Source organism: Azospirillum tabaci (genome assembly GCF_014596085.1).
Taxonomy (GTDB): domain Bacteria; phylum Pseudomonadota; class Alphaproteobacteria; order Azospirillales; family Azospirillaceae; genus Azospirillum; species Azospirillum tabaci.
In genome coordinates this window covers 19,725-41,953 of record NZ_JACCJY010000003.1, presented here as the reverse complement: position 1 = coordinate 41,953, position 22,229 = coordinate 19,725, and the positions used below count along the sequence as shown (strand labels likewise).

Genomic DNA, 22,229 nt, shown 5'->3' with positions numbered 1-22,229 from the left:
GAAACCGAGCGAGCGTCCATCCGCGGGGAGAGGCGGCAAGGCGATGGTCTGGGCACAGGACACCGGCCGCAGAGCGATCGAAGATCTGCTGACGGCCATCGAGCAGCAGGCCGGCGAGGCCGTCGCTTTGGGCGCGCGCGCTCAGCGCGACATCCAGGAAGACCGTTTCTCCTCCTTCCTCGGCTTCCGCCGGAAGGTGGAGGAGGTACGCGCCCTCGTCGCGCTGACGGAAGAGCGCCTGACGACCGTCAACACGGCGAAGCTGTCCGACCTGCGCACGGAGTTCGAACGGATCGACCTGTTGCTGACCGGTCTGCTGGCCCGCGCCACGCGGAATTATTTCGAACGCGTGCGCGACGATCAGGCGCTTCCCATCGGCGCCCGTGAGCTGTTCGAACCGGAGTTGAAGATCATCGAGGAGATGCGCTCCAAGCTCGACCGCCCACACTATGCGGGTCGCGTGTCGGCCACGGTGGTCGAGGACCTGGAGGCGACCGGCGTCATGATCCGCAAGGTCATCAGCCGCGCCCCCAGCCTGCCCGATTTCTCCGGCTCCCCAACGCCTCCGAAGCCTACGAAGCGGCTGTCGAACTTGGGCCGCCCGATCCGGATGTGACGCGCCCGCGTTGAACCGAAGCGATCCCTGCACGCCGGTGATCAAAAGCGAGTTGACCAGAGAACTGGGACACGGCATGTTCGCCGCGCTTCCGATCCCCAGCAAGGGGAGAGCCGAAATCAGGTACCAATTTTGGGGATCGGGGCGGGGACCAGATTGAGTTGGTCCCCAGAGCGCGCAAGGGTAAGCCCTTGAAAGCGTTGATTGGATGGGTGGCCGAGCGGTTTAAGGCTCCAGTCTTGAAAACTGGCGTGGGGGCAACTCCACCGTGGGTTCGAATCCCACCCCATCCGCCACATGCTTTTTGCATCCAAGACACGTCACCACCCTGCCGCTGAGAATCCTGCGGCTTTCGATGAAACGCGCTTGTGTCGGCACGATTTCCGGTCGAATGCGTGCTTGCGACCCGTTGAGGCGGGCTCATTCGGAATTCCATACGGTTGTAATGTTTCCTTCAAGGCTTTGTGCTTCTCTGGAGCAATGGTCGTGGAGGCCGCATGCGGATTTTGGTGGTGGACGATTCGCGCATGGCGCGCACGGTGCTGTGCCAGCAGCTTGAAGGCTTCGGCCATCAGGCGACCTTCGCCGAAAGCGGCCAAGTGGCCTTGGCCCGCTGCCGCGACGAGCCCATCGACATCGCGCTTGTCGATTTCCGCGTCGGCGAGATGGAGGGGGTTGAGGTTTGCTGGCACCTGCGCGCGGCGCAGCGGGAACGGCACCTCTATCTCATGCTGATGATCCCTGGCAGCATCACCAACCAATTCTTCGAGGTCGTGGAGAACGGAGCCGACGAATTCCTGCGCAAGCCGCTGGATCTCACTTGGCTTCGCGCACGGCTGCTGGCCGCCTCCCGCGTGGTCGACATGCAGCGCCAGCTTGAACGACTCGCCACCACCGATTCGCTGACCGGGGCGCTGAACCGCGGACGCTTCATGGCGCGCGCCGCCGACGAGGTGGCGCGGGCGCAGCGCAACGGCCAGCCACTGTCGGCGATCATGCTGGACATCGACCACTTCAAGAAGGTCAACGACACCTACGGCCACGCCACCGGGGACGAGGCCATCCGCAGCGTGGTCCGGGCCTGCCGGTCCATGGTGCGCGGCGCCGACGTCCTGGGCCGGCTGGGCGGCGAGGAGTTCGCCATCCTGCTGCCCGAGACGCCGCCGCAGGGGGCGGCGCTGCTCGCGGAACGGCTGCGCCGGGCGCTGGCGGAAACCGACGTGCGCATCGCCAACGGCGCCGGGTCCGTCCTCACCTTCACCGTCAGCATTGGGGTCAGCGCGCTGCGACCGGGCGAGACCAGCGTCGCCGCGGTGCTCGCACGGGCGGACGAGGCGCTGTACCGCGCAAAGAACGGCGGCCGCAACCGCGTGGTGTGCGACGCCGCGCCGTGATCCGGTGCGGAGCCGTCAACGACCCGTCAGGCTCCCGGCACCAGCCAAGGCCGCGCCTCGGCGTCGGCGCGGTCAAAGGCGTCGATGGCGTCCTGGTGGCGCAGCGTCAGGGCCACGTCGTCGAGGCCCTCGATCAGACATTCCTTCTTGAACGGGTCGATGGCGAAGGGCAGCGGCTGGCCGTCCGGACCGGTCAGCGTCTGGGCCGGCAGGTCCACGGTGACGGCGGCGCCCGGCGTTTCCTGCAACTGGCGGCGCAGATCCGCCACCGTCGCCTCCGGCAGGGCGATGGTCAGCAGGCCGTTCTTGGCAGCGTTGGCGGCGAAGATGTCGCCGAAGCTGGGGGCGACGACGCAGCGGAACCCGCCGTCCACCAGCGCGTAGACCGCCCCCTCCCGCGACGACCCGCAACCGAAATTGCGGTCGCTCACCAGCACGCGGGCGCCGGCGTAGGCGGGGTCGTCCAGCGGAAAGCCCGGTTTGCGCTCGTCATGGAACAGAAAGTTGCCGTAGCCGGCGCTGCGCGGCTTCTTCAGGAAGCGCGCCGGGAGCAGCTGGTCGGTGTCGATGTTGGCGATGTCGAGCGGCACCGCCGGCGCGGTCAGCGTGACGAAGGGGTCCATCCTTACCTTGCTCCCAACTTGCGGACATCGGTGAGGTGCCCCGTCACGGCGGCCGCAGCGGCCATCGCCGGGCTCATCAGGTGCGTGCGGGCGTTCGGCCCCTGGCGGCCGGGGAAGTTGCGGTTGGTGGTCGAGGCGCAGCGCTCCCCGGCCGGGACGAGGTCGCCGTTGATGCCGACGCACATTGAACAGCCGGGTTCGCCCCATTCCAGACCGGCGGCGGTGAAGACGCGGTCCAGCCCTTCCGCCTCGGCCTGACGGCGCACCGGGACCGATCCCGGAACCACCAGCCCCGGCACCATGGCGCGGCGGCCGCGCAGCACGGCCGCGGCGGCGCGCAGATCCTCCAGACGGGCGTTGGTGCAGGACCCGATGAAGACGCGGTCGATGGCCACCTCCTCCAGCCGCGTGCCGGGGGCCAGCCCCATGTAGTCGAGCATCTTGCGCATCTGGCCGGCGCGCACCGGGTCGCTCTCGGCGCCGGGGTCGGGAACCGCGGCGGTGACCGGAACCGCGGTCTCCGGGCTGGTGCCCCAGGTGACGGAGGGGGCGATGGCGGCGGCGTCGAGCGACACCTCGCGGTCGAATGCGGCGTCCGGGTCGCTGGGCAGGGTCCGCCAGTGCGCGACGGCACGGTCGAACAGGGCGCCCTTGGGGGCATAAGTCCGCCCCTCGATCCAGGAGAAGGTGGTGTCGTCGGGGGCGATCATGCCGGCCCGCGCCCCCGCCTCGATCGACATGTTGCAGACGGTCAGTCGGCCTTCCATCGACAGGGCGCGGATGGCGCTGCCGGCGTACTCGATGACGTGGCCAGCGGCCCCGTCGGCTCCGATGAAGCCGATCACCGCCAGGATCAGGTCCTTGGCCGTCACATGCGCGCCCAACTCTCCGTCGATGGTGATGCGCATGGTCTTGGGCCGGCGCTGCCACAGGGTCTGGGTCGCCAGCACATGCGAGACCTCGGTTGCGCCGATGCCGAAGGCGAGCGCGCCGAAGGCGCCGTGGGTCGAGGTGTGGCTGTCGCCGCAGACGATGGTCAGGCCCGGCAGGGTCAGCCCCTGTTCCGGAGCCAGCACATGGACGATGCCCTGCGCCGGGTCGTGCAGGCCGAAGTGGCGCAGGCCGTGGCGCCCGGCGTTGGCCTCCAACATGGTCACCATATTGGCGATCTCGGGATCGGCGATCGGTTTGGCGCGGCTGTGCGAGGGCACGTAATGGTCGGCGACGGCGAAGGTCAGCTCCGGCCGGCGCACCGGGCGTTTGGCGTGGTCGATCATGCCGAAGGCGTGGAACGAGCCCTCGTGCAGGAAATGGCGGTCGATGGCGAGCAGCGCCTGCCCGTCCGGCCGGGTCGCCACCAGATGGGCGTCCCAGACCTTGTCGAACAGGCTGCGGGGGTGCTGCGTCATTGGTTGCTTCCCTCCTTCACGGAGTCTGCGGCCTCTGCCCCGGCGATGCGCCCCAGCGCCACCGCGGTCAGCAGCCCGTTGCCGGACAGGTAGCCGGACGCCTTCGCTCCCGACACGCCGCAGGCGGCCCCGCCGGCGGCGTAGAGGTTGGGCAGCGGACCACCCTGCCCGTCCAAAACGCGAGCGTCGTCATCGACGACCAGCCCGCCCTGGGTGTGGAACAGGGCGCCGGTGACGCGGACGGCGCGGTAGGGGGCCACCAGCGGCGCCGAGCCGGCGAAGCTCCGGCCGAAGCCGTCGATTCCCCCCGCTGCCTTCAACCGGTCGACCTCGGCCAACGTGGCGGTCAGCGCCTCCGCGTCGATCTTCATCTGGCGGGCGAGGTCCGCCGGGCTGTCGGCGCCGAGCACCGCGCCCATCGCCTCGGCCTGCCGGAAATCCTCGAACTGGCGGGCGACGGCGGCGATGCGCTCGTCGAAGACGGTCCAGGCGATGCCGTCGGGCTGGCGCAGCACGACGGCGGCCTGTTCCGAGTAGCCCTGCGCCTCGTTGGAGAAGCGCTTGCCCTCGATGTTCACCTGCACGCCGCCTTCGGTGACCGTCGCCCAGGTGACGAGGATGCCGGCGGGATGGGCGACCGAGCCGTGGCCCTGGTGCCCCGACAGGTGCCGCGTCGCCGCCCCCAGCGCCTCGCCCCAGAGCAGAGCGTCGCCCTGGTTGCCGGGATGGCCGAAGTAGAGCGCGTCGGCCAGCTCCGGCACATGGCGCTCGACCAGCGCCCTGTTGCCGCCATAGCCATTGCAGGCGAGGATCAGGGAGGCGCAGCCGACCCGCTCGACGCTGCCGTCGGGCCGGGTGACCTCCACGCCGCGGACGCGCGGGCCGTCGGCGTAGAGCGCGGTCACATGCGCCTCGCACAGCACGTCGATGCCGGCGGCCTCGACGGCGCCGCGCAGCCGGTCGATCAGCTCCGCCCCCGACCGGCTGGGCAGTCCATGCATGCGCCGGGCGCTGTGGCCGGGATAGGTGAAATTGTCGACCACCGAGAACGGCAGGCCGTAACGGTCGGCCAGCCATTCCAGCGCCGGGCCGACCGCACGGGCGACGCGGGAGACGTCCGCCGGGTCGGGTTCGCCCTTCGCCTTGGCGATGATGTCGGCGGCGAAGCGCTCCGGGCTGTCCTCGATCCCGGCGGCGCGCTGCCAGCGGGTGCCCGGCGCCGGGATCAGGCCGGCCGACAGGGCGGTGGAGCCCTGGGGCAGCGCGTCGCGCTCCAGCACCAGCACCTCGGCCCCGCGTTCATGAGCGGCAAGCGCGGCGATCATCCCGGCCGCACCGCCGCCGATCACGACGACGGGCACCGTGAATTCGAACGTCACCCCATCGGCGGGCAGGATGCGGCTCATGGCGCGGACAGCTCCTCCAGCATCGTCGCGACCGTCGCCACGCGGCAGACCGGGCGCAAGGCGGCGACCGAGACGTCATGGACCTGCGGCGTGAAGGCGGCGCAGCCGTCCTCCAGCAAAATGGTGTCGAAGTCGCGAACATGGGCGTCGCGAACGGTCGAGGCGACACCGCCGTTGGTGACGATGCCGCAGACCAACAGCCGCTCCACCCCGCATTTGCGCAGCACCCACTCCAGCCGCGACATGTAGAAGGCGGAATAGGCGATCTTTTCGACTTCGACATCGACGGGCTGGAGCGTGTCCACCGTGCGATGCCCCCACCCGCCCGGCTGGAAATCGCCCTTCGCCAGGAAGGGGCGCAACGCCTTCAGATGGGGGGAGATCATCGGCTCGCCGCCGCGGCCGGGAACCAGGGTGAAGTTGGTGGAGATTACCCAGCCGCCGCGCGACCGCAGAAGGTCGGCCAACGGCTTCACCCGCTCCGGCAAGACCAGGATTTCCGGCGCCGTCTGGCCGGCGCGGCCATAGGCCCCCTTAGGGTGCAGGAAATCGTTCTGCAGGTCGCAGACCAGAAGCGCGGTGCGATCGATGGGAATTAGCGCGGCGCTCATCGGGCGCTCCTTTCCACGATGACGTTGCCGTACCCGTCGACGCGGGCGCTCAGGTCGGGGTCGATGACGGTGGTGGCGTCGGGCTGCTCCAGGATCGCCGGACCCTGGATGTGCGCGCCGACCGGCAGGTCGAGGCGGTTGTAGACCGCCGTCTCGTGCCACGCCCCTTCGAACCACACCGGGCGCGAACCGACGTAGGCGCTCTCCACCGTCGTGCCGGCCGCCGGGGCCAGCGCCGCGAGGTCGAAATGCGGACGGCGGCCGATGGCGGCGGTGCGCAGATTGACGATCTTGGCGCCCACCCCCGGCAGAAGCCGGCTGAAGGACGCCTGATAGGCACGCTCGAAGGCGGCGCGGATGGTCGCCTCGTCGACTCCCGTGGTCCCGTTCGCCACCGACACCGGCAACGGCACGGCGACCGTGTGGGTTTGGCCGATGTAGTGCATGTCGAGTTCGAAAACGAGGTCGATGCGCTCGACGCTGAGGCCGGCGGACTCCACCACGGCACGGGCGGCCGCGGCCTCCTCCACCATGCGGCGGTCGAGCGAGACGGCGTCGATGCCGGCCAGCGGCAGGTTGACCGTCTGCACCTGATCGTGGCGGATGTCGGCGATGACGCAGCCGAGCGCCGAGGTCACGCCCGGGAAGCGCGGCACCAGCGCCGCCTTCAGCCCGACCTCCTTGATCAGCGCGCCGACATGCAGCGCGCCGCCACCGCCGAATGGCACCGCGGCGAACTTGGCCGGGTCGTGCCCGCGCTCGATGGAGACGAGGCGGATGGCGCCGGCCATCTTGCTGTTGGCGATGCGCACCACCGCCTCCGCCGCCGCCATGACGTCGAGGCCCAGCGGCTCGGCGACGTGGGTGGCGATGGCGGTGCGGGCGGCGTCCACGTCCAGCCGGGCGAGCTTGCCGCCGATCGGCCGCTCCGCGTTGATGCGGCCGAGCAGCACGTTGGCGTCGGTCAGCGTCGGGCGGGTGTTGCCCTGGCCGTAGCAGACCGGCCCCGGCCGCGAGCCGGCGCTCTCCGGCCCGACCTGGAGCATGCCGCCGGGATCGACCCCGGCGATGGAGCCGCCGCCGGCGCCGATGGTGGTGATCTCGATCATCGGCGTGCGGACGACCAGACCGAAGTCGATGGTGGTCTGGGCGGCCAGCATGGTCTGCCCCTCCACCACCAGCGACACGTCGAAGCTGGTGCCGCCGAGGTCACCGGTGATGACGTTGGGGAAGCCCGCCGCCTTGGAGATCGCCGCGGCGGCGATGACGCCGGCCGCCGGGCCGGACAGGGCAGTGCGCACCGGCAGGCGCCGCGCGGTGTCGGTGGACATGACGCCGCCGTTCGACTGCACGATGTGGAAGCGTCCGCCGAACCCCTCCCCCGCCAGCGCGTTGTCGAGCTTGGCGAGGTAGCTGCCGACCACCGGCTGGAGATAGGCGTTCAGCGCGGTGGTCGAGGTGCGCTCGAACTCACGGATTTCCGGCAGGATGCGCGAGGAGCATTCGAGATTGGCGTTGGGCCAGACCTCGCGCGCCGCCTCCAGCGCCGCCAGCTCATTGGCCGGGTTGGCGTAGGCGTTGATGAAGACGATGGCCAGCGCCTCCGCCCCCATCTCGGCCAGCCGGCGGGCGCAGGCGCGCACCTCCTCCGGATCGACGGCGGCGCGGACGGCGCCGTCGGCCAGCGTGCGCTCCGCCACCTCCAGCCGCAGATCGCGGTCGACCACGGGGACGAAGTCGCCCCACAGGCCCCAGGTCTGGCGGCGGTCGCGGCGGCGCATCTCCAGCACGTCGCGGAAGCCGGCGGTGGTGATCAGCCCGACCTTGGCGCCTTTGCGCTCCAGCAGCGCGTTGGTGCCGACCGTGGTGCCGTGAACGATGGAGCCCAGTTCGGCGACCGGGCCGAAGCTCTGCAGGCCGGCGAGGAAGCCGACCGCTTCGTCGCCGCGGTTGGAAGGGACCTTGGCGGTGCGGAAGCTGCCGCGCGCCTCGTCATAGTGGAACAGGTCGGTGAAGGTACCGCCGACATCGACGCCGACAATCGCGCCCTTCGCGGCACCCTTGGTGATACCGTTGCTCATGGTCTTGCTTCCGGATTCGTCAGGCGGCGGGGGTTTCGCGGAGCGCCGCGGTGGCGGCGACGTCGAGCGCGCCGTCGTCGGTCAGCGCCACGCCGTAGGCGCTGCGCGCGGCCTCGGCACCGAGGTAGCCGAGCCGCACGTCGCGGGCCACGGCCTCGGCGTCGCGACGGCGCGGGTCGCCCCAGCCGCCGCCGCCCGGCGTCTCCAACCGCACGCGCTGGCCATCGCGGATCTTCACGTCGGTGACCTTGGAGGCGAGCGGCGGCGATTTCTCGCCCTCGTCGCTCTGCCAGACGAAGCGGTTCAGCGCGGCGGGCGTGCCGCCGGCCACCCCGAAGGGAGCGAAGACGCCGCGCTCGCCCAGCAGGAAGACGTCGGCGGCGGTCAGCGCCTCGATCTCGTAAACCGCGCCCAGCCCGCCGCGGTGCAGGCCGGCCCCGGCGGAGTCCGGGCGCAACGCCCATTGGGTGAACATTACCGGATAGGCCGCCTCGAGGATTTCCACCGGCGGGATGGTGGCGGTGGAGATCGGGTTGTTGGCGTGGTTCAGCCCGTCGCTCTCCGGGTTGCCGCCCAGACCGCCGCCGAAGAAGGAGAACATGACCCAGCGCGAGCCGTCCTGGCGGTGGCCGGCCAGCGACAGCGCGTTGATGGTGCCGAAGGGCGCTGCGGTGGCGCGGGCCGGGTCGGCCAGGGCCAGCGCTCCGAAGACCACGCCGATGACGCGCAGGATGGTCTCGGTGTAGCCGCCGACCGGCTTGGGCGGCTTCACCGCCAGCAGCGTCGTCTCGGGGATGACGAAGGTGATCGGGTTGAGGCAGCCGGCGTTGGCCGGCACGTCGGTGAAGACGTGCTTGAGCGCGACGTAGCAGCAGGCCACCGCCGTGGAATAGGCGATGTTGAGCGGCCCGGCGCAGGGTGCCGAGGAGCGGGAGAAGTCCAGCACCATGCGGTCGCCCGCGATGGTCAGGTCGAGCGCGATGCGCAGCTTCTCCGACGTGATGCCGTCGTTGTCGAGATAGTCCTCGAAGCTGTAGGTGCCGTCGGGCAGCTTGGACAGCGCGCTGCGCATCAGCGCCTCGGCCCGCGCGGTGAAGGCGTCGAAGGCCGCGGCGACGGTATCCTCGCCATGCTCGTCCAACAGCTCGGTCAGGCGGCGCACGCCGAGGTCGAGCGCGTTGAGCTGCCCGTTCAGGTCGCCGTAGTTGGACACCGGCACGCGGGAGTTGGCGGCGAGGATCGCCAGCAGGTCGTGGTTCATCACCCCGGCCTTGACCAGCTTCACCGGCGGGATGCGCACGCCCTCCTGGAAGCTGTCGGTGGCCCGCGCGTTGAAGTTGCCGGGCACGTTGCCGCCGATGTCGAGCCAGTGGCCGACCGACGCCATCCAGCAGAACAGCCGGCCCTGGCGGAAGATCGGCCGCACCAGACGGAAGTCGTTCAGGTGGGTGCCGCCGTCGTAGGGGTCGTTGAACAGGAAGATGTCGTCGGGATGCAGGTCGCCTTCCTTCGCCACCTTGTCGATCACCGCCTTGACCGCGAAGGCCATCGCGCCGACGAAGATCGGCAGGCCGTTGGTGCCCTGCACCAGCGTGGCCCCGGTCTCGGCGTGGTAGAGGCCATGGCAGGCGTCGCGCGCCTCGGCGATGATCGGATTGAAGGCGGAGCGGTAGAGCGTCGCGTCCATCTCGTCGGCGATCTGCTCCAGCCGGCCCTTCAGGACGGCCAGCGTGACGGGGTCGATTGTGGTGGTCTTGGTGGTCATGCCGCGTCCTCCCGCTTGGCGGAGGTGAAGTCCTTGTAGGTTTCGCCGAGCGCCAGCATCTCCGGCGTGCCGATGAGATCGTTCAGCGCGTTGAAGTCGAACATGCGGTCGCGGAAGGGTTGGGTGGTGCCATGGGCAGCCAGCGAGGCGTAATAGTCCTGCGCCTGCCGGGCCAGCGCCCGCACGATGCCGCCGGGGAAGATCACCAGCCGGTAGCCCAGCTCGCCGAGATCGGCGGCGGAGCTGATCGGCGTCTGCCCGCCCTCCACCATGTTGGCGAGCAGCGGGCGGATGCCGCCGAGGTCGGTGGCGATGGCGGAGAGCTGCTCGCGGCTCTTCGGCGCCTCGACGAACAGCACGTCGGCGCCGGCCTCGACGTAGAGCCGGGCGCGGTCGAGCGCCGCCGGGACGCCCTCCACCGCCACCGCGTCGGTGCGGGCGATGATCAGCGTGCCTTCGCTGGTCCGGGCGTCGACCGCCGCCTTGATCTTGCCGGCCATCTCGCCGGCCGGGATCACCGCCTTGTCGGTCAGGTGGCCGCAGCGCTTGGGAAAGCTCTGGTCCTCAAGCTGCAGGGCGGTGGCACCGGCCCGCTCGAACATGCGCACGGTGCGCTGCACGTTGAGCGCGTTGCCGTAGCCGGTGTCGGCGTCCACCACCAGCGGCGTCGGCACGCGGTCGCGCACCAGCGCGATGGTGTCCGCCACCTCGCTGACCGAGACCAGCCCGATGTCGGGCCGGCCGAGCCGGGTGTAGGCGATGGCGGCGCCCGACAGGTAGAGCGCCTCGAACCCCGCCGCCGCCGCCAGCGAGGCGGTGAAGGCGTCGTAGACGCCGGGGGCCAGGACGACGCGGTCCTCGGCGAGCCGCTGTTTGAAGGTGAGATCGGGTCGGGTCATTTCAGACGCTCCCCCCGGCGGCGGCGGGCGCCGACAGAAGCCGGGTCAGGGTTGAAAGGTCGGCCGCGCGGTCGATCGACGCGACGCAGTCGGCAATGGCGGCGGCGTGGGAGGCGCCCCAGACCGGACCGGCGAGGTCGGCGAACTTCGCGCGCACCTCGTCCGGGCTGTAGGGGTCCTCGGTGTCGCCCTTGTTGGTCAGCGCCTCCGCCTCGAAGCGCCGGCCGTCGGCCAGCGTCAGGCGGACGCGGGCCGGGCGCAGGCCGGGAAGGCGGGCGGTCAGGCCGCGGTCCTCGCGCACGGTCACCCGACGGGCGAGGTCGCGGGTCGCCGCGTCCTGGCGGGCGCCGTCGCGGAAGGCGTCCGGCGTGGCGGCGCCGTTGGCGAGGAAGGTCGCCAGCGCGAAGGGCAGCGAGAATTTCGCGGCCAGCATGTTCCTCGGCTCGGCCCCGTCGAGCTGGGCGGCCCAGACGTAGGTGTCGACCTCGATGGCCGCGACCTCCGCCGGGGCGATCCGCCCGCCGGCCCGCGCCACGATGTCGCCCAGCGCGTCGAGCGCGCCGTGGGTGTAGCGGCAGGCGGCGTGGCGCTTGAAGTAGTTGCGGGCGATCTCCCAGCGTTCGCCCAGTTCCTCGACCATCAGTTCCGGCCGGAAGTCGGTGGCGATGACGCCGCCGAAAACGCTGCCGATCCCGTCGGTCTCGCCGATGATGCCGCTCGCCGCCAGATCCCAGGCGGTCATGCCAAGCTGGTTCGACACCCCGGCGTAGGCGTTGCGCACCGTGCCGCCTTCCAGCATCGTTCGCCGGCTGGTGGCGAGGCCGAGGGTGGAGGCGATGTTGAGCGTCTCGATCATCATCGCCGCGTCGGCGCGGTTCAGATGGGCCACGGCCAGCGCCGCCCCCGCCGTGCCCCAGGTGCCGTGCGGATGGGTGGTGACCAGCAGCTTGGCGGCGATGCCGATGCGCGACCCGATCTCGTAGCCGAGCGCCAGCGCGGTCAGCAGGTCGGCGCCGGAGGATTTCAGGCGTGGCCCGGCGGCGAGAAGGGCCGGCACGACGTGGATCGCCGGATGGCCGCGGGCGTACTGGTTGCCCTCGTCCAGCTCCAGCATGGTTCCGGCCACGCCATTGAGGAAGGCGGCGGACCCGGCGGCGAGCCCCCGGCCACTGCCGATGGCCGGGCAATCGCCGGAGCCGCCGGTCTCAGCCATGCGGCCCGCCAGCGCTCGGCATTCCGGCTCCTGCATGCCGGCGGCGATCACGCCGACGCAGTCGAGAAGCACCAGCTTCGCCCGCTCCACCACCGGGGCCGGCAGGTCGGCGAAGGTCAGGCCGGCGGCGAAGGTGCCCCAACGGTCGAGCCAGGACGGCCGGGCCGCGGCGAGCAATGCGCTCGCCGGCTTCACGTCAAAGGACAGGCTTGTCATGTCACCGCTCCCGAGCGGACGGCCCCTAGAGGCCGAGATAGGTGCGTTTCAATTCGGGGTCGCGCGCGATCTCGTCGGACGGTCCCGACAGCGCGAAGACGCCGTTTTCGAGAATGTAGGCCCGGCGGGCGACCTCCAGCGACTGGACGACGTTCTGCTCGACCAGCAGGATCGCCAGCCCGGCCGCGTTCAGCTTGCGGATCAGCCCGAACATCTCCTCCACCACCAGGGGCGACAGGCCGAGAGACGGCTCGTCGAGGATCAGCAGGAGCGGTTCGGCCATCATGCCGCGCCCGATGGCGAGCATCTGCTGCTCGCCGCCCGACAGCGTGCCGGCGAGCTGGCCCTCGCGCTCTTTCAGGCGGGGGAAGGTGGCGAAGATGCGCTCCAGGTTCCGCGCCCGGTTCGGCTTGCCGCGCCGGTAGCTGCCCAGCTCCAGATTCTCGCGGATCGACAGGTTGGGGAAGATCTTGCGGCCTTCCGGCACTTGGATCAGCCCCTCCTCGACGATGCGCGCGGCGGAGCGGCCGTCGATGCGGCTGCCGGCGAAGCGGATCTCGCCCGCCCAGGGCGGCAGCACGCCCGACAGCACCTTGTTCAGCGTCGTCTTGCCGACGCCGTTGGAGCCGAGGACCGTGACGATCTCGCCGTCCAGCACGGCCATGTCGATGCCGCGCAGCACCTCGGTGGCGCCGTAGCCGGTCTTCAGCCCCTGGATGTTCAGAAGCGCCTCAGCCATGGGCCGCCCCCTCCGCCGCTAGACGGGCGGCGGCGCCGTGGCCGAGATAGGCCTCGATCACGCGGGGGTCGGCGCAGACGGCGGCGGGCTTGCCCTCGGCGATCATGCGGCCCTGCGCCAGCACATAGACGCGCTCGCACAGGTTCATCACCGCCTGCATGACGTGTTCGATCATCAGGATCGTCACCCCTTCGTCGCGGATGCCCCGGATCACCGGGATGATGTCGCGGATCTCCGACGGGTTCAGGCCGGCCAGCACCTCGTCCAGCAGCAGCAGCTTCGGCTCGGTGGCGAGCGCGCGGGCCAGTTCCAGCCGCTTGCGCCCGGCCACCGTCAGGCCGCCGGCCGGCCGGTCCAGCTCGGCCGCCAAGCCGACCCGGCGGGCCACCTCGCGCGCCTTGCCGATGGCGTCGGCGCGCTTGGCGTGGCGCAGATAGGCGCCGACCGCGATGTTCTCGCACACCGTCAGCCCGGCGAAGGGTTGGACGATCTGAAAGGTGCGGCCGATGCCGCGCTCGGCGCGGCGGTGCGGTTCCTCGCCGGTGATGTCGGTGCCCTCGAACAGGATCCGCCCGTCGCTCGGTGCGACGAAGCCGGAGATCATCGAGAACAGCGTGGTCTTGCCGGCGCCGTTCGGCCCGATCAGGCCGACGATGCCGCCGGGCTCCAGCGCGAGCGACGCGTTGTCCACCGCCATCAGACCGCCGAAGCGCTTGGAGACGGACTCAACGGCCAGCATGGGAAACCTCCTTGGCGCCGCGCGCCACCATCCCGCGACCACGGTCGCGCAGCCGCTCGAGCAGGCCCAGGATGCCGCCGCGGGCGAAGGCGACGGCCAGCACCAGCACGCTGCCGAAGACGATCAGATCGATGCCGGGGATGCGGCCGGCGAACTGCTTGGCGAGTTCGCCCAGCCCGTGCAGGGTCAGTGCGCCCACCACCGGCCCGAAGACGGTACCGACGCCGCCGATGATCGGGGCGAGCAGGAGTTCCACCGAGATCCAGCTGCCGTAGGCGATGTGGGCGTCGATGTAGAGGAAATACTGGGCGTAGAGGCAGCCGGACATCGCCGTCACCGCGCCCGACAGGGCGATGGCGCGCAGCTTCACCTTCAGGGAATCGACGCCCAGCGCCTTGGCCGCGTCCTCGTTCTCGCGCACCGCGACGAGCTGCGCCCCGAAGCGGGAGCGCTGGATCCACCGCGTCAGCAGCAGCACGCCGGTGACGAAGGCCAGGACCAGCCAATAGAAGACGGCGCGGTCGGCGAATTGCAGATTGGCGGGGTGGACGTCCAGCTTGATCAGCAGGCCGGCGGCGCCGCCGGTGAAGGAGGCCGCGTTGGCGAGGATGCGGAACACCTCGGCGAAGGCCAGAGTCACCAGCGCGAAGTAGGAGCCGCGCAGACCGGAGCGGAAGCTGAGGAAGCCGATGGCCCAGGCGACCGCCGCTCCCGCCGCCGTCGCCAGCAGCAGCCCGGCCCAGGCGTTGACGCCGTAGCGCAGTTGCAGGATCGCCGTCACATAGGCGCCGGTGCCGAAGAAGGCGGCGTGGCCGAAGCTGAACTGGCCACCGAAGCCGCCCAGGATGTTCCAGCCCTGCGCGCCCAGCGCCACGATCAGCGTGAAGACGAGGAAGTTCATCACCGGGCTGGACGTCACCACCAGCGGCAGCAGCGCGGCGAGGACGGCCAGGACGGCGATCGGGATCAGGTCGCGCGCGGTCATGCCTTGGCTCCGAACAGGCCGGTCGGCCGCACCAGCAGCACGGCGATGAAGATCAGGAAGATGCCGATCTGCCCCAGGCTGTCGCCCAGGAACAGGCCGCACAGGCTCTCCACCACGCCGATGAACAGGCCGCCCAGCAGCGCGCCGGGGAGCGAGCCCATGCCGCCCAGCACCACGACGGTGAAGGCGACCAGCACGAAGGCGCTGCCGATGCGCGGGTTGACGTAGAAGGTCGGCATCAGCAGCCCGGCCGCCACGGCGAGGCAGGCGCAGCCCAGCCCGAAGGTGATGGCGTAGACGTGCCGCACGTCGATGCCGACCAGATTGGCGCCCAGCTTCTCCTTGGCGACGGCGCGGATCGCCTTGCCGGTGTCGGTGCGGTTCAGCACCAGCCAGAGCAGCCCGGTCACCACCACCGCCACCCCAAGCCCGATGACCCGCGGGTAGGACAGCAGCAGCGGCCCCAGCGCGACCACCTGGAACGAATAATCGGTGTCGAGCGTGCGGGTGTCCGACTGGAACAGAGCCAGCAGCACATTCTCCAGCACGATCGACAGGCCGAGCGTGACCAGCAGGATGTTGCCGTCGTCGCCGTGGCTGGCCGGCCCGATGATGAAGCGCTGCAGCCCGTAGCCCAGCACGAACATCAGCGGCACCAGCGGCACGATCACCAGATAGGGGTCGAGGCCCAGCCAGGCCCAGGCGATCCACACCGCGAACATCGCGCAGGTCAGCAGCGCGCCGTGGGCGAAGTTGATGATGTGGAGCACGCCGTAGATCAGCGTCAGGCCGAGCGCGATCAGCGCGTAGACCGCGCCGGTCATCAGCCCGTTCAGCGCCGCTTCCAGGATGATCTGAGGTGAATACATGGCAGCCCGCGCATGAGAGAGACGGTCCCCCACCCGTCCGGGCGGCCGGTGCGCGGCGCCACGGGACGGATGGGGGAAATGCGGGAGGTGCGAAGGCGACGGGACGGGTTACGCCGCCGGGAAGTTGGCCTTCGCCTCCGCGAAGAACTCGGGGAAGATCACCTTGATGTCCTCGCCCTGGATCTGCGTGTTGATTGGGGTGGCGCCCTCGTTCTGGCCGTTCACGAACTTCGTCGGTCCGTAGGGCATGATGTGGCCGGCGAAGGTGGAGCTGTTCAGCGCCTCGATGATCTTCTTGCGATCGGCGGAGGCCGCGCTCTCGATGGCATCGGCCAGCAGCAGAACGTTCGAATAGTTCAGCGGGACATTGTAGGCGAAGGACTTGCCCTGCGCCTCCACCGCCTTGCGCAGCGCCAGGGCCTGCGGATTCTTCGGATCGTGCCAGTGGTTGCAGTCGATGACGTTCTGAGCCGCCTGCGGGAATTCCTTGACGAAGCGCCCGTTCGACGCCGCTCCGCCCAGCACCGCGTAGACGCCCTTCGGCTTGATGCGCTGCTGCTGCATGGTGCGGGCGAGCAGGACGAATTCGCCATAGTAGTTGGACGGGATGACGAGGTCCGGGTTCAGCGAGCGGATGCGCAGCGCCACGTTGGACATGTCGCGCGCCGGGGTCGGGTGGGCGATGGTCTCCAGGATCTCGAAGCCGCGCTTGGGCAGCTCGGTCTGCAGCAGCTTGGCGAGGCCGGAGCCGAACAGGCCGTCCTCGTGCACCAGCACGACGGTCTTCGCCGGCTTGCCGGCCAGCTCGTTGATCTTGGTCAGGTTGTCGAGCGCGACCTGGGTGACCTTGCCGAAGCCGGGGCTGAAGCGGAAGGTGTTGGTGAGGCCGCGCGCCATGATCTGGTCCGACACGCCGACATCGACCAGATAGGGCAGATCGTAGCGCGCCGCCGCCTGCGAGGCGGCGAGGCAGATCGGGCTGGCGAAGCCGCCGACGATGGCGCACACGCCTTCGGCCTGCATGCGCTCGACCTCCTGCGTGCCGGCCTCCGGCGTGGAGCGGGCGTCGCCGAACACCATCTCGATCTTGGCCCCGCCCAGCGCCTTGAGGCCGCCCGCGGCGTTGATCTCGTTGATCGCCATCTCGGCGCCGAGCCGGCCGAGGTCGCCGTCATGGGCGAGCGCGCCGGTCACCGGCTGGAGGATGCCGATCTTTACAGCCGGCGTCTGCGCGCGCAGAATCGACGGGGCGGCCACCGGCACCGTCGCGAAGGCGGCCGCCGCGGCACCCGCCTTGAGCACCGTGCGGCGGGAGATGCCGGAGAGTGCGGAGTCCTGAACCGAACGTCCCATAACGCTCAACTCCTCTGCTTGATGGCCCGCGAGCCGCGGGTGGGCTTTTCGCCCGCATTGTTCTTGTCGGTCTTGGCTTTGTCGGCCTGGCCTTATCGGCCTTTTTTACTGGGCGCGCGCGGCCGGCCCAGGGCCGGGCTCCAGCGCCGCTCCCCGTCGTCGCCGATGCGCACCAGATCCATGTGGAAGCTGTAGCGGTCGGGCCGGTACAGCGCGTGCAGATGCTCCACCCCGCGGCCGGACGGGTCGTGCACGATGCGGGTCAGTGTCAGCAGCGGCGAGCCGATCTCCAGATCGAGCGCCGCCGCCGCCTCCGGCCCGGCCAGCGTGGCGTTGATCGCCTGGGTCGCCCGCTCGGTCTTCACGCCCGACCGCTCGATCAGCTCCAGCAGCGGGCGCGCCGCCAGCTCCGCCTCCGAATAGGTCAGGCCGAGCCATTCCGGCACATGGGTGGTCAGATAGGAGAAAGGCTCCCCGTCGATCAGCCGGACGCGCACCGACCGCTGGACCCGCTCGCCCGGCTTCAGGCCCAGGCTTTCGGCAATGGCTTCCGGCGGCGCGACATAGCCGAAGGAGAGCAGCTTCACATCGGTGCTGCGCCCCATGTCGATCAGGTGCGACAGCACGTTGGAGAGGTCGGCGACGATCGGACGGACCGCGCGGCTGTCATGGACGAAGGTGCCGGAGCCGGCCTTGCGCTGGACCAGCCCTTCCTTCTCCAGCAGGTCGAGCGCCCGGCGCACGGTGACGCGAGACACCGCGTGCTCGGCGGCCAGCGCCGGTTCGCCCGGCAGGCGCCCGCCGGGCGGCAGGTCGCCGGCGACGATGCGGTCGCGCAGCAGCAGGTAGATCCGGCGCGCCTTCAGCGGTTCGACCGACGACTTCACAGTGCCCCGCCTCCTTCTCGCTGGAAACCGGTACTTGTCTCTCCATAAGACAGGAACCTGTATGATCGATAATACAGCTTTGGTCAACAGCGATGTGGGGGAAACGGCGGGTTGGCGCGGGGCCCCTTGTCGAAACGGGAAGGGACCGGAACCGCAACCGGCCCGCCTCGGAGGAGGCGGCCCGTTCGGTGTCGGTGGGGTTCAGGGCGTCAGTGGCTGATCATCCACGGCCTAGCCGTCGGGAAGCCCTTCGCCCCGTCGGGGGTGCGGAGCACCGAGCGTCCCTTCTTGCCGCCGCCACCGCAGCAGCCGCAGCCCGGCCCGTGCTTGTGCTTCGGCCCGACCTCCGACAGCAGTTTCGGCCGGTCGGCGCTGCGCTCGTTGGTGGCGTGCGCCGTCCGGGTCGCGGCCGAAAGCGCGGAGAAGGCCGGCGCCATGCGGATCACCCGCGGCGACGGCGCCCCGCAATCGGGGCACGGCTGCGGCAGACCGCTTTCCGCCATCGGCCGCATTCCCGTGAAATCACCGCAGGTCGGGCACTCGTAATCGTACATCGGCATGGCGCGGCCTCCCCTCTCTCGTTACACGCGGTCTTGAGCGATCGGCATGTCGACGTCGCCTTTGATGAACTTCGTCGGACCGTCGGCGTTCGGGGTGATGTCGAAGTCGAAGATCTGCGTCGGCAGGAACAGGGTGGCGCAGGCGTTCGGCACGTCGACCACGCCGCTGATGTGGCCCTGCACCGGCGCGGTGCCGAGGATCGAGTATGCCTGGGCGCCGGAGTAGCCGAACTTCTTCAGATACTCGATGGCGTTCAGGCAGGCCTGCCGGTAGGCGACATGGACGTCCAGGTAATGCTGCTCGCCCGCCTCGTCGACCGAGATGCCCTCGAAGATCAGATAGTCGTTGTAGGTCGGGACGATCGGGCTCGGCTTGAAGATCGGGTTCTTGATGCCGTACTTCGCCATGCCGTCCTTGATCAGGTTGACCTTGAGATGCGCCCAGCCGGCCATCTCGATGGCGCCGCAGAAGGTGATCTCACCGTCGCCCTGGCTGAAATGCAGGTCGCCCATCGACAGGCCGGCGCCCTTCACATAGACCGGGAAGTAAATGCGCGAGCCGCGCGACAGGTCCTTGATGTCGCAATTGCCGCCATGCTCGCGCGGCGGCACGGTGCGCGCACCCTCCGCCGCCGCCTTGTCGCGGGCCTCGCCCTTCAGCCGACCCATGTGCGCGGTCGGCGCGTAGGGCGGGTTGGCGAGGCCGGGGACGCGGGTCGGGTTGGTGTCGATCAGCGCCTGCTCGCGCTTGTTCCACTTGGCCAGCAGGTCGTGCGACGGCAGGCAGCCGATCAGGCCGGGGTGGATCAGCCCGGCGAAGCGCACACCGGGGATGTGGCGCGACTTGGTGAACATGCCCTCGAAGTCCCAGATCGACTTCTGGGCCAGCGGGAAATGCTCGGTCAGGAAGCCACCGCCGTTCTGCTTGGAGAAGAAGCCGTTGAAGCCCCACTGCTGCTGCGGGAAGGCGCCGATGTCCAGCAGGTCGACGACCAGCAGGTCGCCCGGCTCCGCCCCCTCGACCCCAACCGGGCCGGACAGGAAATGCACTTGGCTGAGATCGACGTCGCGCACGTCGGCGGCATCGTCGTCGTTTTTGATCTGGCCGCCGGTCCAGTCGTAGCATTCCAGGATGAAGTCGTCGCCCGGCTTCACCGTCACCGCCATCGGGATGTCCGGATGCCAGCGGTTGTGGATCATGTCGTTCTCGTAGGGAGACTGCGACAGGTCGGCCTTGATCAGGGTGTCAGCCATGGTTTGCTCTTCCTTATTGGTGGACTGATTGGTGACGAAGGGGTGGAGGGGGCCTCAGGCCGCCAGTTCCCGGAAGCCGTCTGGGAAGGGGTTGGGCTCGATCAGGTCCCGGGTCTCGAAGACCACATCGAACTGGCCGTCGCGCCGGGCGCGGCCGATGCGGGTCCGGCTCCACAGGTGATGGTTCTCGTGGATGCGCAAGGCGCCGGCCGGCGCCCCGGCGAACTCGATGCCGGGCGAGGCGGCGACGACGCGCGCCACGTCGAAGCTGCCGGCCTTCTCGACCGCCAGCTTCCACAGCCAGGGGCCGAGATAGGCGTTGTGGGTGACGTCGCCGATGACGCTGTCCGCCCCCCACATCGCCTTGAAGGCGGCGACGAAGGCGCGGTTGGCCGGCAGTTCCAGGCTCTGGAAATACTTGGCGCAGGTGAAGGCCCCGGCGATGTAGTCGCCGCCGATGCCCATCATCTCGTCCTCGGTGACGCTGTTGGTCATCAGGATCTGGCGGTCCAGCTCGATCCCGGCCGCCTTGAGCTGCTTGTAGAAGGCGACGTTCGAGCCGCCGACGACGATGGCGTAGACGACATCGGGCTTGGCCGCCTTGATCCGCGCGACGATGCTCTCGAAGCGGGTGTCGCCGAGTTCGGCGTAGTCCTCGCCGACGACGCGGCAGCCCTTGGCCTCGATGTGGCGCCGCGCGATGGCGTTCGACGCGCGCGGCCAGATGTAGTCCGACCCGACGAGGAAGAAGCTCTTCGCCCCCTTCTCGCGCATCACCCAGTCCAGCCCGGCCAGGATCTGCTGAGTCGCCTCCTGCCCGGTGTATATAACGTGGCGGGACTGCTCCAGCCCCTCGTAGAAGGTCGGGTAGTAGAGCAGACCGTCGCGCTTCTCCAGGACCGGCAGCACCTCCTTGCGCGAGGCCGAGGTCCAGCAGCCGAAGATCGCCGCCACCTTGTCCTGCGCCAGCAGCTTGTCGGCGCGGGCCGCGAAGGTCGGCCAGTCGCTGGCGCCGTCCTCCTGCACGATCTCGATCCGCCGGCCCAGCACGCCGCCGGACTCGTTGATCTGCTGGATCGCCAGCATCTCCGCCTGGATCGACCCGCCCTCGCTCAGCGCCATGGTGCCGGTGGCGGAATGGAGGATGCCGACCTTCACCGCCTCGTCGGCGACGGCGATGCCGCTCCTGTTCACCGCCGCGGTCGCCGGCGCGCCCGGCGCCAAGCCCTGGACGCGCTGCGCCGTGCCCGTCGCCATCATGCGCCCCGCCACGGACGCGCGGCGACGCAGCGCCGATTGCAGGCTGACCTCCGCCAGAAAGTTGTTGACCTCGCGGCTCAGCTCGTCGGCATGGCCGGCGACCTGGGAGGCGGCGCCGAGCACCTGCGCGGCCGCCATGCCGGTGTCGGACGCGGCATCCGACACGCCGACGATGTTGGAGGCCACGCTCTCGGTGCCGCGCGCCGCCTCCTGCACGTTGCGGGCGATCTCGCGGGTGGCCGCTCCCTGCTGTTCGACGGCGGCGGCGATGGCCGAGGCGATCTCGTTGATCTCGGCGATGGTGCCGGCGATGGCGCGGATGGCCTCCACCGCCTCGCCCGTCGCCGACTGGATGGCGCCGACCTGGGTGGCGATGTCCTCGGTCGCCTTGGCGGTCTGGTTGGCCAGCGTCTTGACCTCGCTGGCGACCACGGCGAAGCCCTTGCCGGCCTCCCCCGCCCGCGCCGCCTCGATGGTCGCGTTCAGCGCCAGCAGGTTGGTCTGCCCGGCGATGCCGTGGATCAGCCCGATCACCTGCCCGATCCGTGCGGCGCTGTCGGCGAGGCTCTGCACCACGGCGTCGGTGCGGCGGGTGTCGGCGACCGCCCTGCCGGCGATGGCTGCCGACGAGGCGACCTGCCGGCCGATCTCCTGGATCGAGGCCGACAGCTCCTCGGTCGCCGTCGCCACGGTCTGCACGTTCATCGATGCCTGGGCCGAGGATTGCGACATCGCCGCCGACAGCCGGTTGCTGCGCTCGGCGGTGCCGCTCATCGCGGTGGCGGTGTCGGTCATCTCGCCGGCCGCCGAGGAGACGGTCTGCACCAGCCGGCCGACTTTGCCTTCGAAGTCGCGGGTCAGCGCCTCCAGCCGGGCGGCGCGCTCCTCCGTCGCCTTGCGCTCGGCCTCGCGCTGCGCCTCATGGGCGGCGCGGGCCTCGGCGGCGGCGGCGATGCGGTCGAGGGCGGCGGCGAGGTCGCGTTGCGGATCGTTGCCCGCGCCCACCGCATCACCGGCCAGCGCGGCGGCCCGGTCGCCGAGCCGGCGAAGCCCGGCCCCCTGGCGGTGGGCCAGCGCGGCGGCGGCGGCGGCCAGCGCGGCCGAGAGGACAAGGCCGGTGGTCGGCACCGCCGATGCCCCGGTCAGCGGCGTCGCCACGGCGGTCAGCAGGGCGACCACGGCACAGGCGGTGGACGCGGACTTGGCGGATGTCATGGCGCATCCTTCTGTGGTGGGAGATGGGGTGCGGGCGGCGGGTGCCCCCACCCCGACCCTCCCCCGCTCGCGCAGGGGAGGGAGATAAGCGCGAAGCGGCATCCGTCCCCTCCCCTGCGAAAGCGGGGGAGGGTT

Annotated in this window: 19 protein-coding genes and 1 tRNA gene; 3 read left to right on the top strand and 17 right to left on the bottom strand. The window is 70.2% G+C overall.

The features are described from left to right. Nucleotides 1-43: 43 nt before the first annotated feature. The 3 genes from H0B54_RS05265 to H0B54_RS05255 all read left to right on the top strand — a co-directional run bounded on the left by H0B54_RS05265 (nt 44) and on the right by H0B54_RS05255 (nt 2,010). Entirely contained in the window at nt 44-616 is a 573-nt protein-coding gene (locus tag H0B54_RS05265) for a hypothetical protein (RefSeq protein WP_188259518.1), read from the top strand. Nucleotides 617-822: 206 nt separating this feature from the next. Continuing rightward, nucleotides 823-912: transfer RNA gene (locus tag H0B54_RS05260), tRNA-Ser, on the top strand. A 201-nt stretch (nt 913-1,113) separates the two neighbouring features. Continuing rightward, nucleotides 1,114-2,010, top strand: coding sequence for a GGDEF domain-containing response regulator (locus tag H0B54_RS05255; protein WP_188259517.1), 897 nt, complete (start codon nt 1,114-1,116; stop codon nt 2,008-2,010). 26 nt (nt 2,011-2,036) lie between these two features. On the opposite strand, the gene leuD is transcribed toward H0B54_RS05255, so the two are convergent. The 17 genes from leuD to urtA form a co-directional block, all read right to left on the bottom strand. After that, nucleotides 2,037-2,633: a 3-isopropylmalate dehydratase small subunit gene (gene leuD, locus H0B54_RS05250; RefSeq protein WP_188259516.1), complete on the bottom strand. Its 597-nt coding sequence runs from the start codon at nt 2,631-2,633 to the stop codon at nt 2,037-2,039. A 2-nt stretch (nt 2,634-2,635) separates the two neighbouring features. Beyond that, nucleotides 2,636-4,042, bottom strand: coding sequence for a 3-isopropylmalate dehydratase large subunit (gene leuC / locus H0B54_RS05245; RefSeq protein WP_188259515.1), 1,407 nt, complete (start codon nt 4,040-4,042; stop codon nt 2,636-2,638). Then, nucleotides 4,039-5,448: an FAD-dependent oxidoreductase gene (locus H0B54_RS05240; RefSeq protein ID WP_188259514.1), complete on the bottom strand. Its 1,410-nt coding sequence runs from the start codon at nt 5,446-5,448 to the stop codon at nt 4,039-4,041. Before H0B54_RS05240 ends, leuC begins: the two co-directional genes overlap by 4 nt. After that, nucleotides 5,445-6,059 (bottom strand): cysteine hydrolase family protein, encoded by a 615-nt coding sequence (locus H0B54_RS05235; RefSeq protein ID WP_188259513.1) that lies wholly within the window; start codon nt 6,057-6,059, stop codon nt 5,445-5,447. The genes H0B54_RS05240 and H0B54_RS05235 overlap by 4 nt, the downstream gene beginning before the upstream one ends. Then, nucleotides 6,056-8,140 (bottom strand): hydantoinase/oxoprolinase family protein, encoded by a 2,085-nt coding sequence (locus tag H0B54_RS05230; RefSeq protein ID WP_188259512.1) that lies wholly within the window; start codon nt 8,138-8,140, stop codon nt 6,056-6,058. Before H0B54_RS05230 ends, H0B54_RS05235 begins: the two co-directional genes overlap by 4 nt. 19 nt (nt 8,141-8,159) lie before the next feature. Further along, complete coding sequence (locus H0B54_RS05225; RefSeq protein WP_188259511.1) at nt 8,160-9,905, bottom strand: hydantoinase B/oxoprolinase family protein; 1,746 nt, start codon at nt 9,903-9,905, stop codon at nt 8,160-8,162. Further along, nucleotides 9,902-10,804, bottom strand: coding sequence for an isocitrate lyase/PEP mutase family protein (locus tag H0B54_RS05220; protein ID WP_188259510.1), 903 nt, complete (start codon nt 10,802-10,804; stop codon nt 9,902-9,904). The genes H0B54_RS05225 and H0B54_RS05220 overlap by 4 nt, the downstream gene beginning before the upstream one ends. A gap of 1 nt (nt 10,805) precedes the next feature. Beyond that, the gene (locus H0B54_RS05215) at nt 10,806-12,233 is read right to left on the bottom strand and encodes an MmgE/PrpD family protein (RefSeq protein ID WP_188259509.1); all 1,428 of its coding nucleotides are present in this window, start codon (nt 12,231-12,233) and stop codon (nt 10,806-10,808) included. Nucleotides 12,234-12,258: 25 nt separating this feature from the next. After that, the gene (locus H0B54_RS05210; protein WP_188259508.1) at nt 12,259-12,972 is read right to left on the bottom strand and encodes an ABC transporter ATP-binding protein; all 714 of its coding nucleotides are present in this window, start codon (nt 12,970-12,972) and stop codon (nt 12,259-12,261) included. Then, nucleotides 12,965-13,711 carry an ABC transporter ATP-binding protein gene (locus H0B54_RS05205; RefSeq protein WP_188259507.1) on the bottom strand — a complete coding sequence of 249 codons (747 nt, stop codon included), beginning with the start codon at nt 13,709-13,711 and terminating at the stop codon, nt 12,965-12,967. The genes H0B54_RS05210 and H0B54_RS05205 overlap by 8 nt, the downstream gene beginning before the upstream one ends. After that, entirely contained in the window at nt 13,698-14,696 is a 999-nt protein-coding gene (locus H0B54_RS05200; protein ID WP_188259506.1) for a branched-chain amino acid ABC transporter permease, read from the bottom strand. Before H0B54_RS05200 ends, H0B54_RS05205 begins: the two co-directional genes overlap by 14 nt. After that, complete coding sequence (locus tag H0B54_RS05195; protein WP_188259505.1) at nt 14,693-15,565, bottom strand: branched-chain amino acid ABC transporter permease; 873 nt, start codon at nt 15,563-15,565, stop codon at nt 14,693-14,695. The genes H0B54_RS05200 and H0B54_RS05195 overlap by 4 nt, the downstream gene beginning before the upstream one ends. 108 nt (nt 15,566-15,673) lie before the next feature. Continuing rightward, complete coding sequence (locus H0B54_RS05190; RefSeq protein ID WP_188259504.1) at nt 15,674-16,918, bottom strand: ABC transporter substrate-binding protein; 1,245 nt, start codon at nt 16,916-16,918, stop codon at nt 15,674-15,676. Nucleotides 16,919-17,010: 92 nt separating this feature from the next. After that, on the bottom strand, nt 17,011-17,805 hold the full coding sequence (locus H0B54_RS05185) for a UTRA domain-containing protein (RefSeq protein WP_188259503.1): 795 nt from the start codon (nt 17,803-17,805) through the stop codon (nt 17,011-17,013). Nucleotides 17,806-18,014: 209 nt separating this feature from the next. Further along, nucleotides 18,015-18,365 carry an FmdB family zinc ribbon protein gene (locus H0B54_RS05180; protein WP_094302375.1) on the bottom strand — a complete coding sequence of 117 codons (351 nt, stop codon included), beginning with the start codon at nt 18,363-18,365 and terminating at the stop codon, nt 18,015-18,017. 21 nt (nt 18,366-18,386) lie between these two features. After that, nucleotides 18,387-19,619 (bottom strand): formamidase, encoded by a 1,233-nt coding sequence (gene fmdA, locus H0B54_RS05175; protein WP_094302374.1) that lies wholly within the window; start codon nt 19,617-19,619, stop codon nt 18,387-18,389. Between the two features lie 54 nt (nt 19,620-19,673). Beyond that, a complete protein-coding gene (gene urtA, locus H0B54_RS30480) occupies nt 19,674-22,094 on the bottom strand; it encodes an urea ABC transporter substrate-binding protein (RefSeq protein ID WP_188259502.1) in 2,421 nt (806 codons plus the stop codon). Between the last annotated feature and the right edge of the window lie 135 nt (nt 22,095-22,229).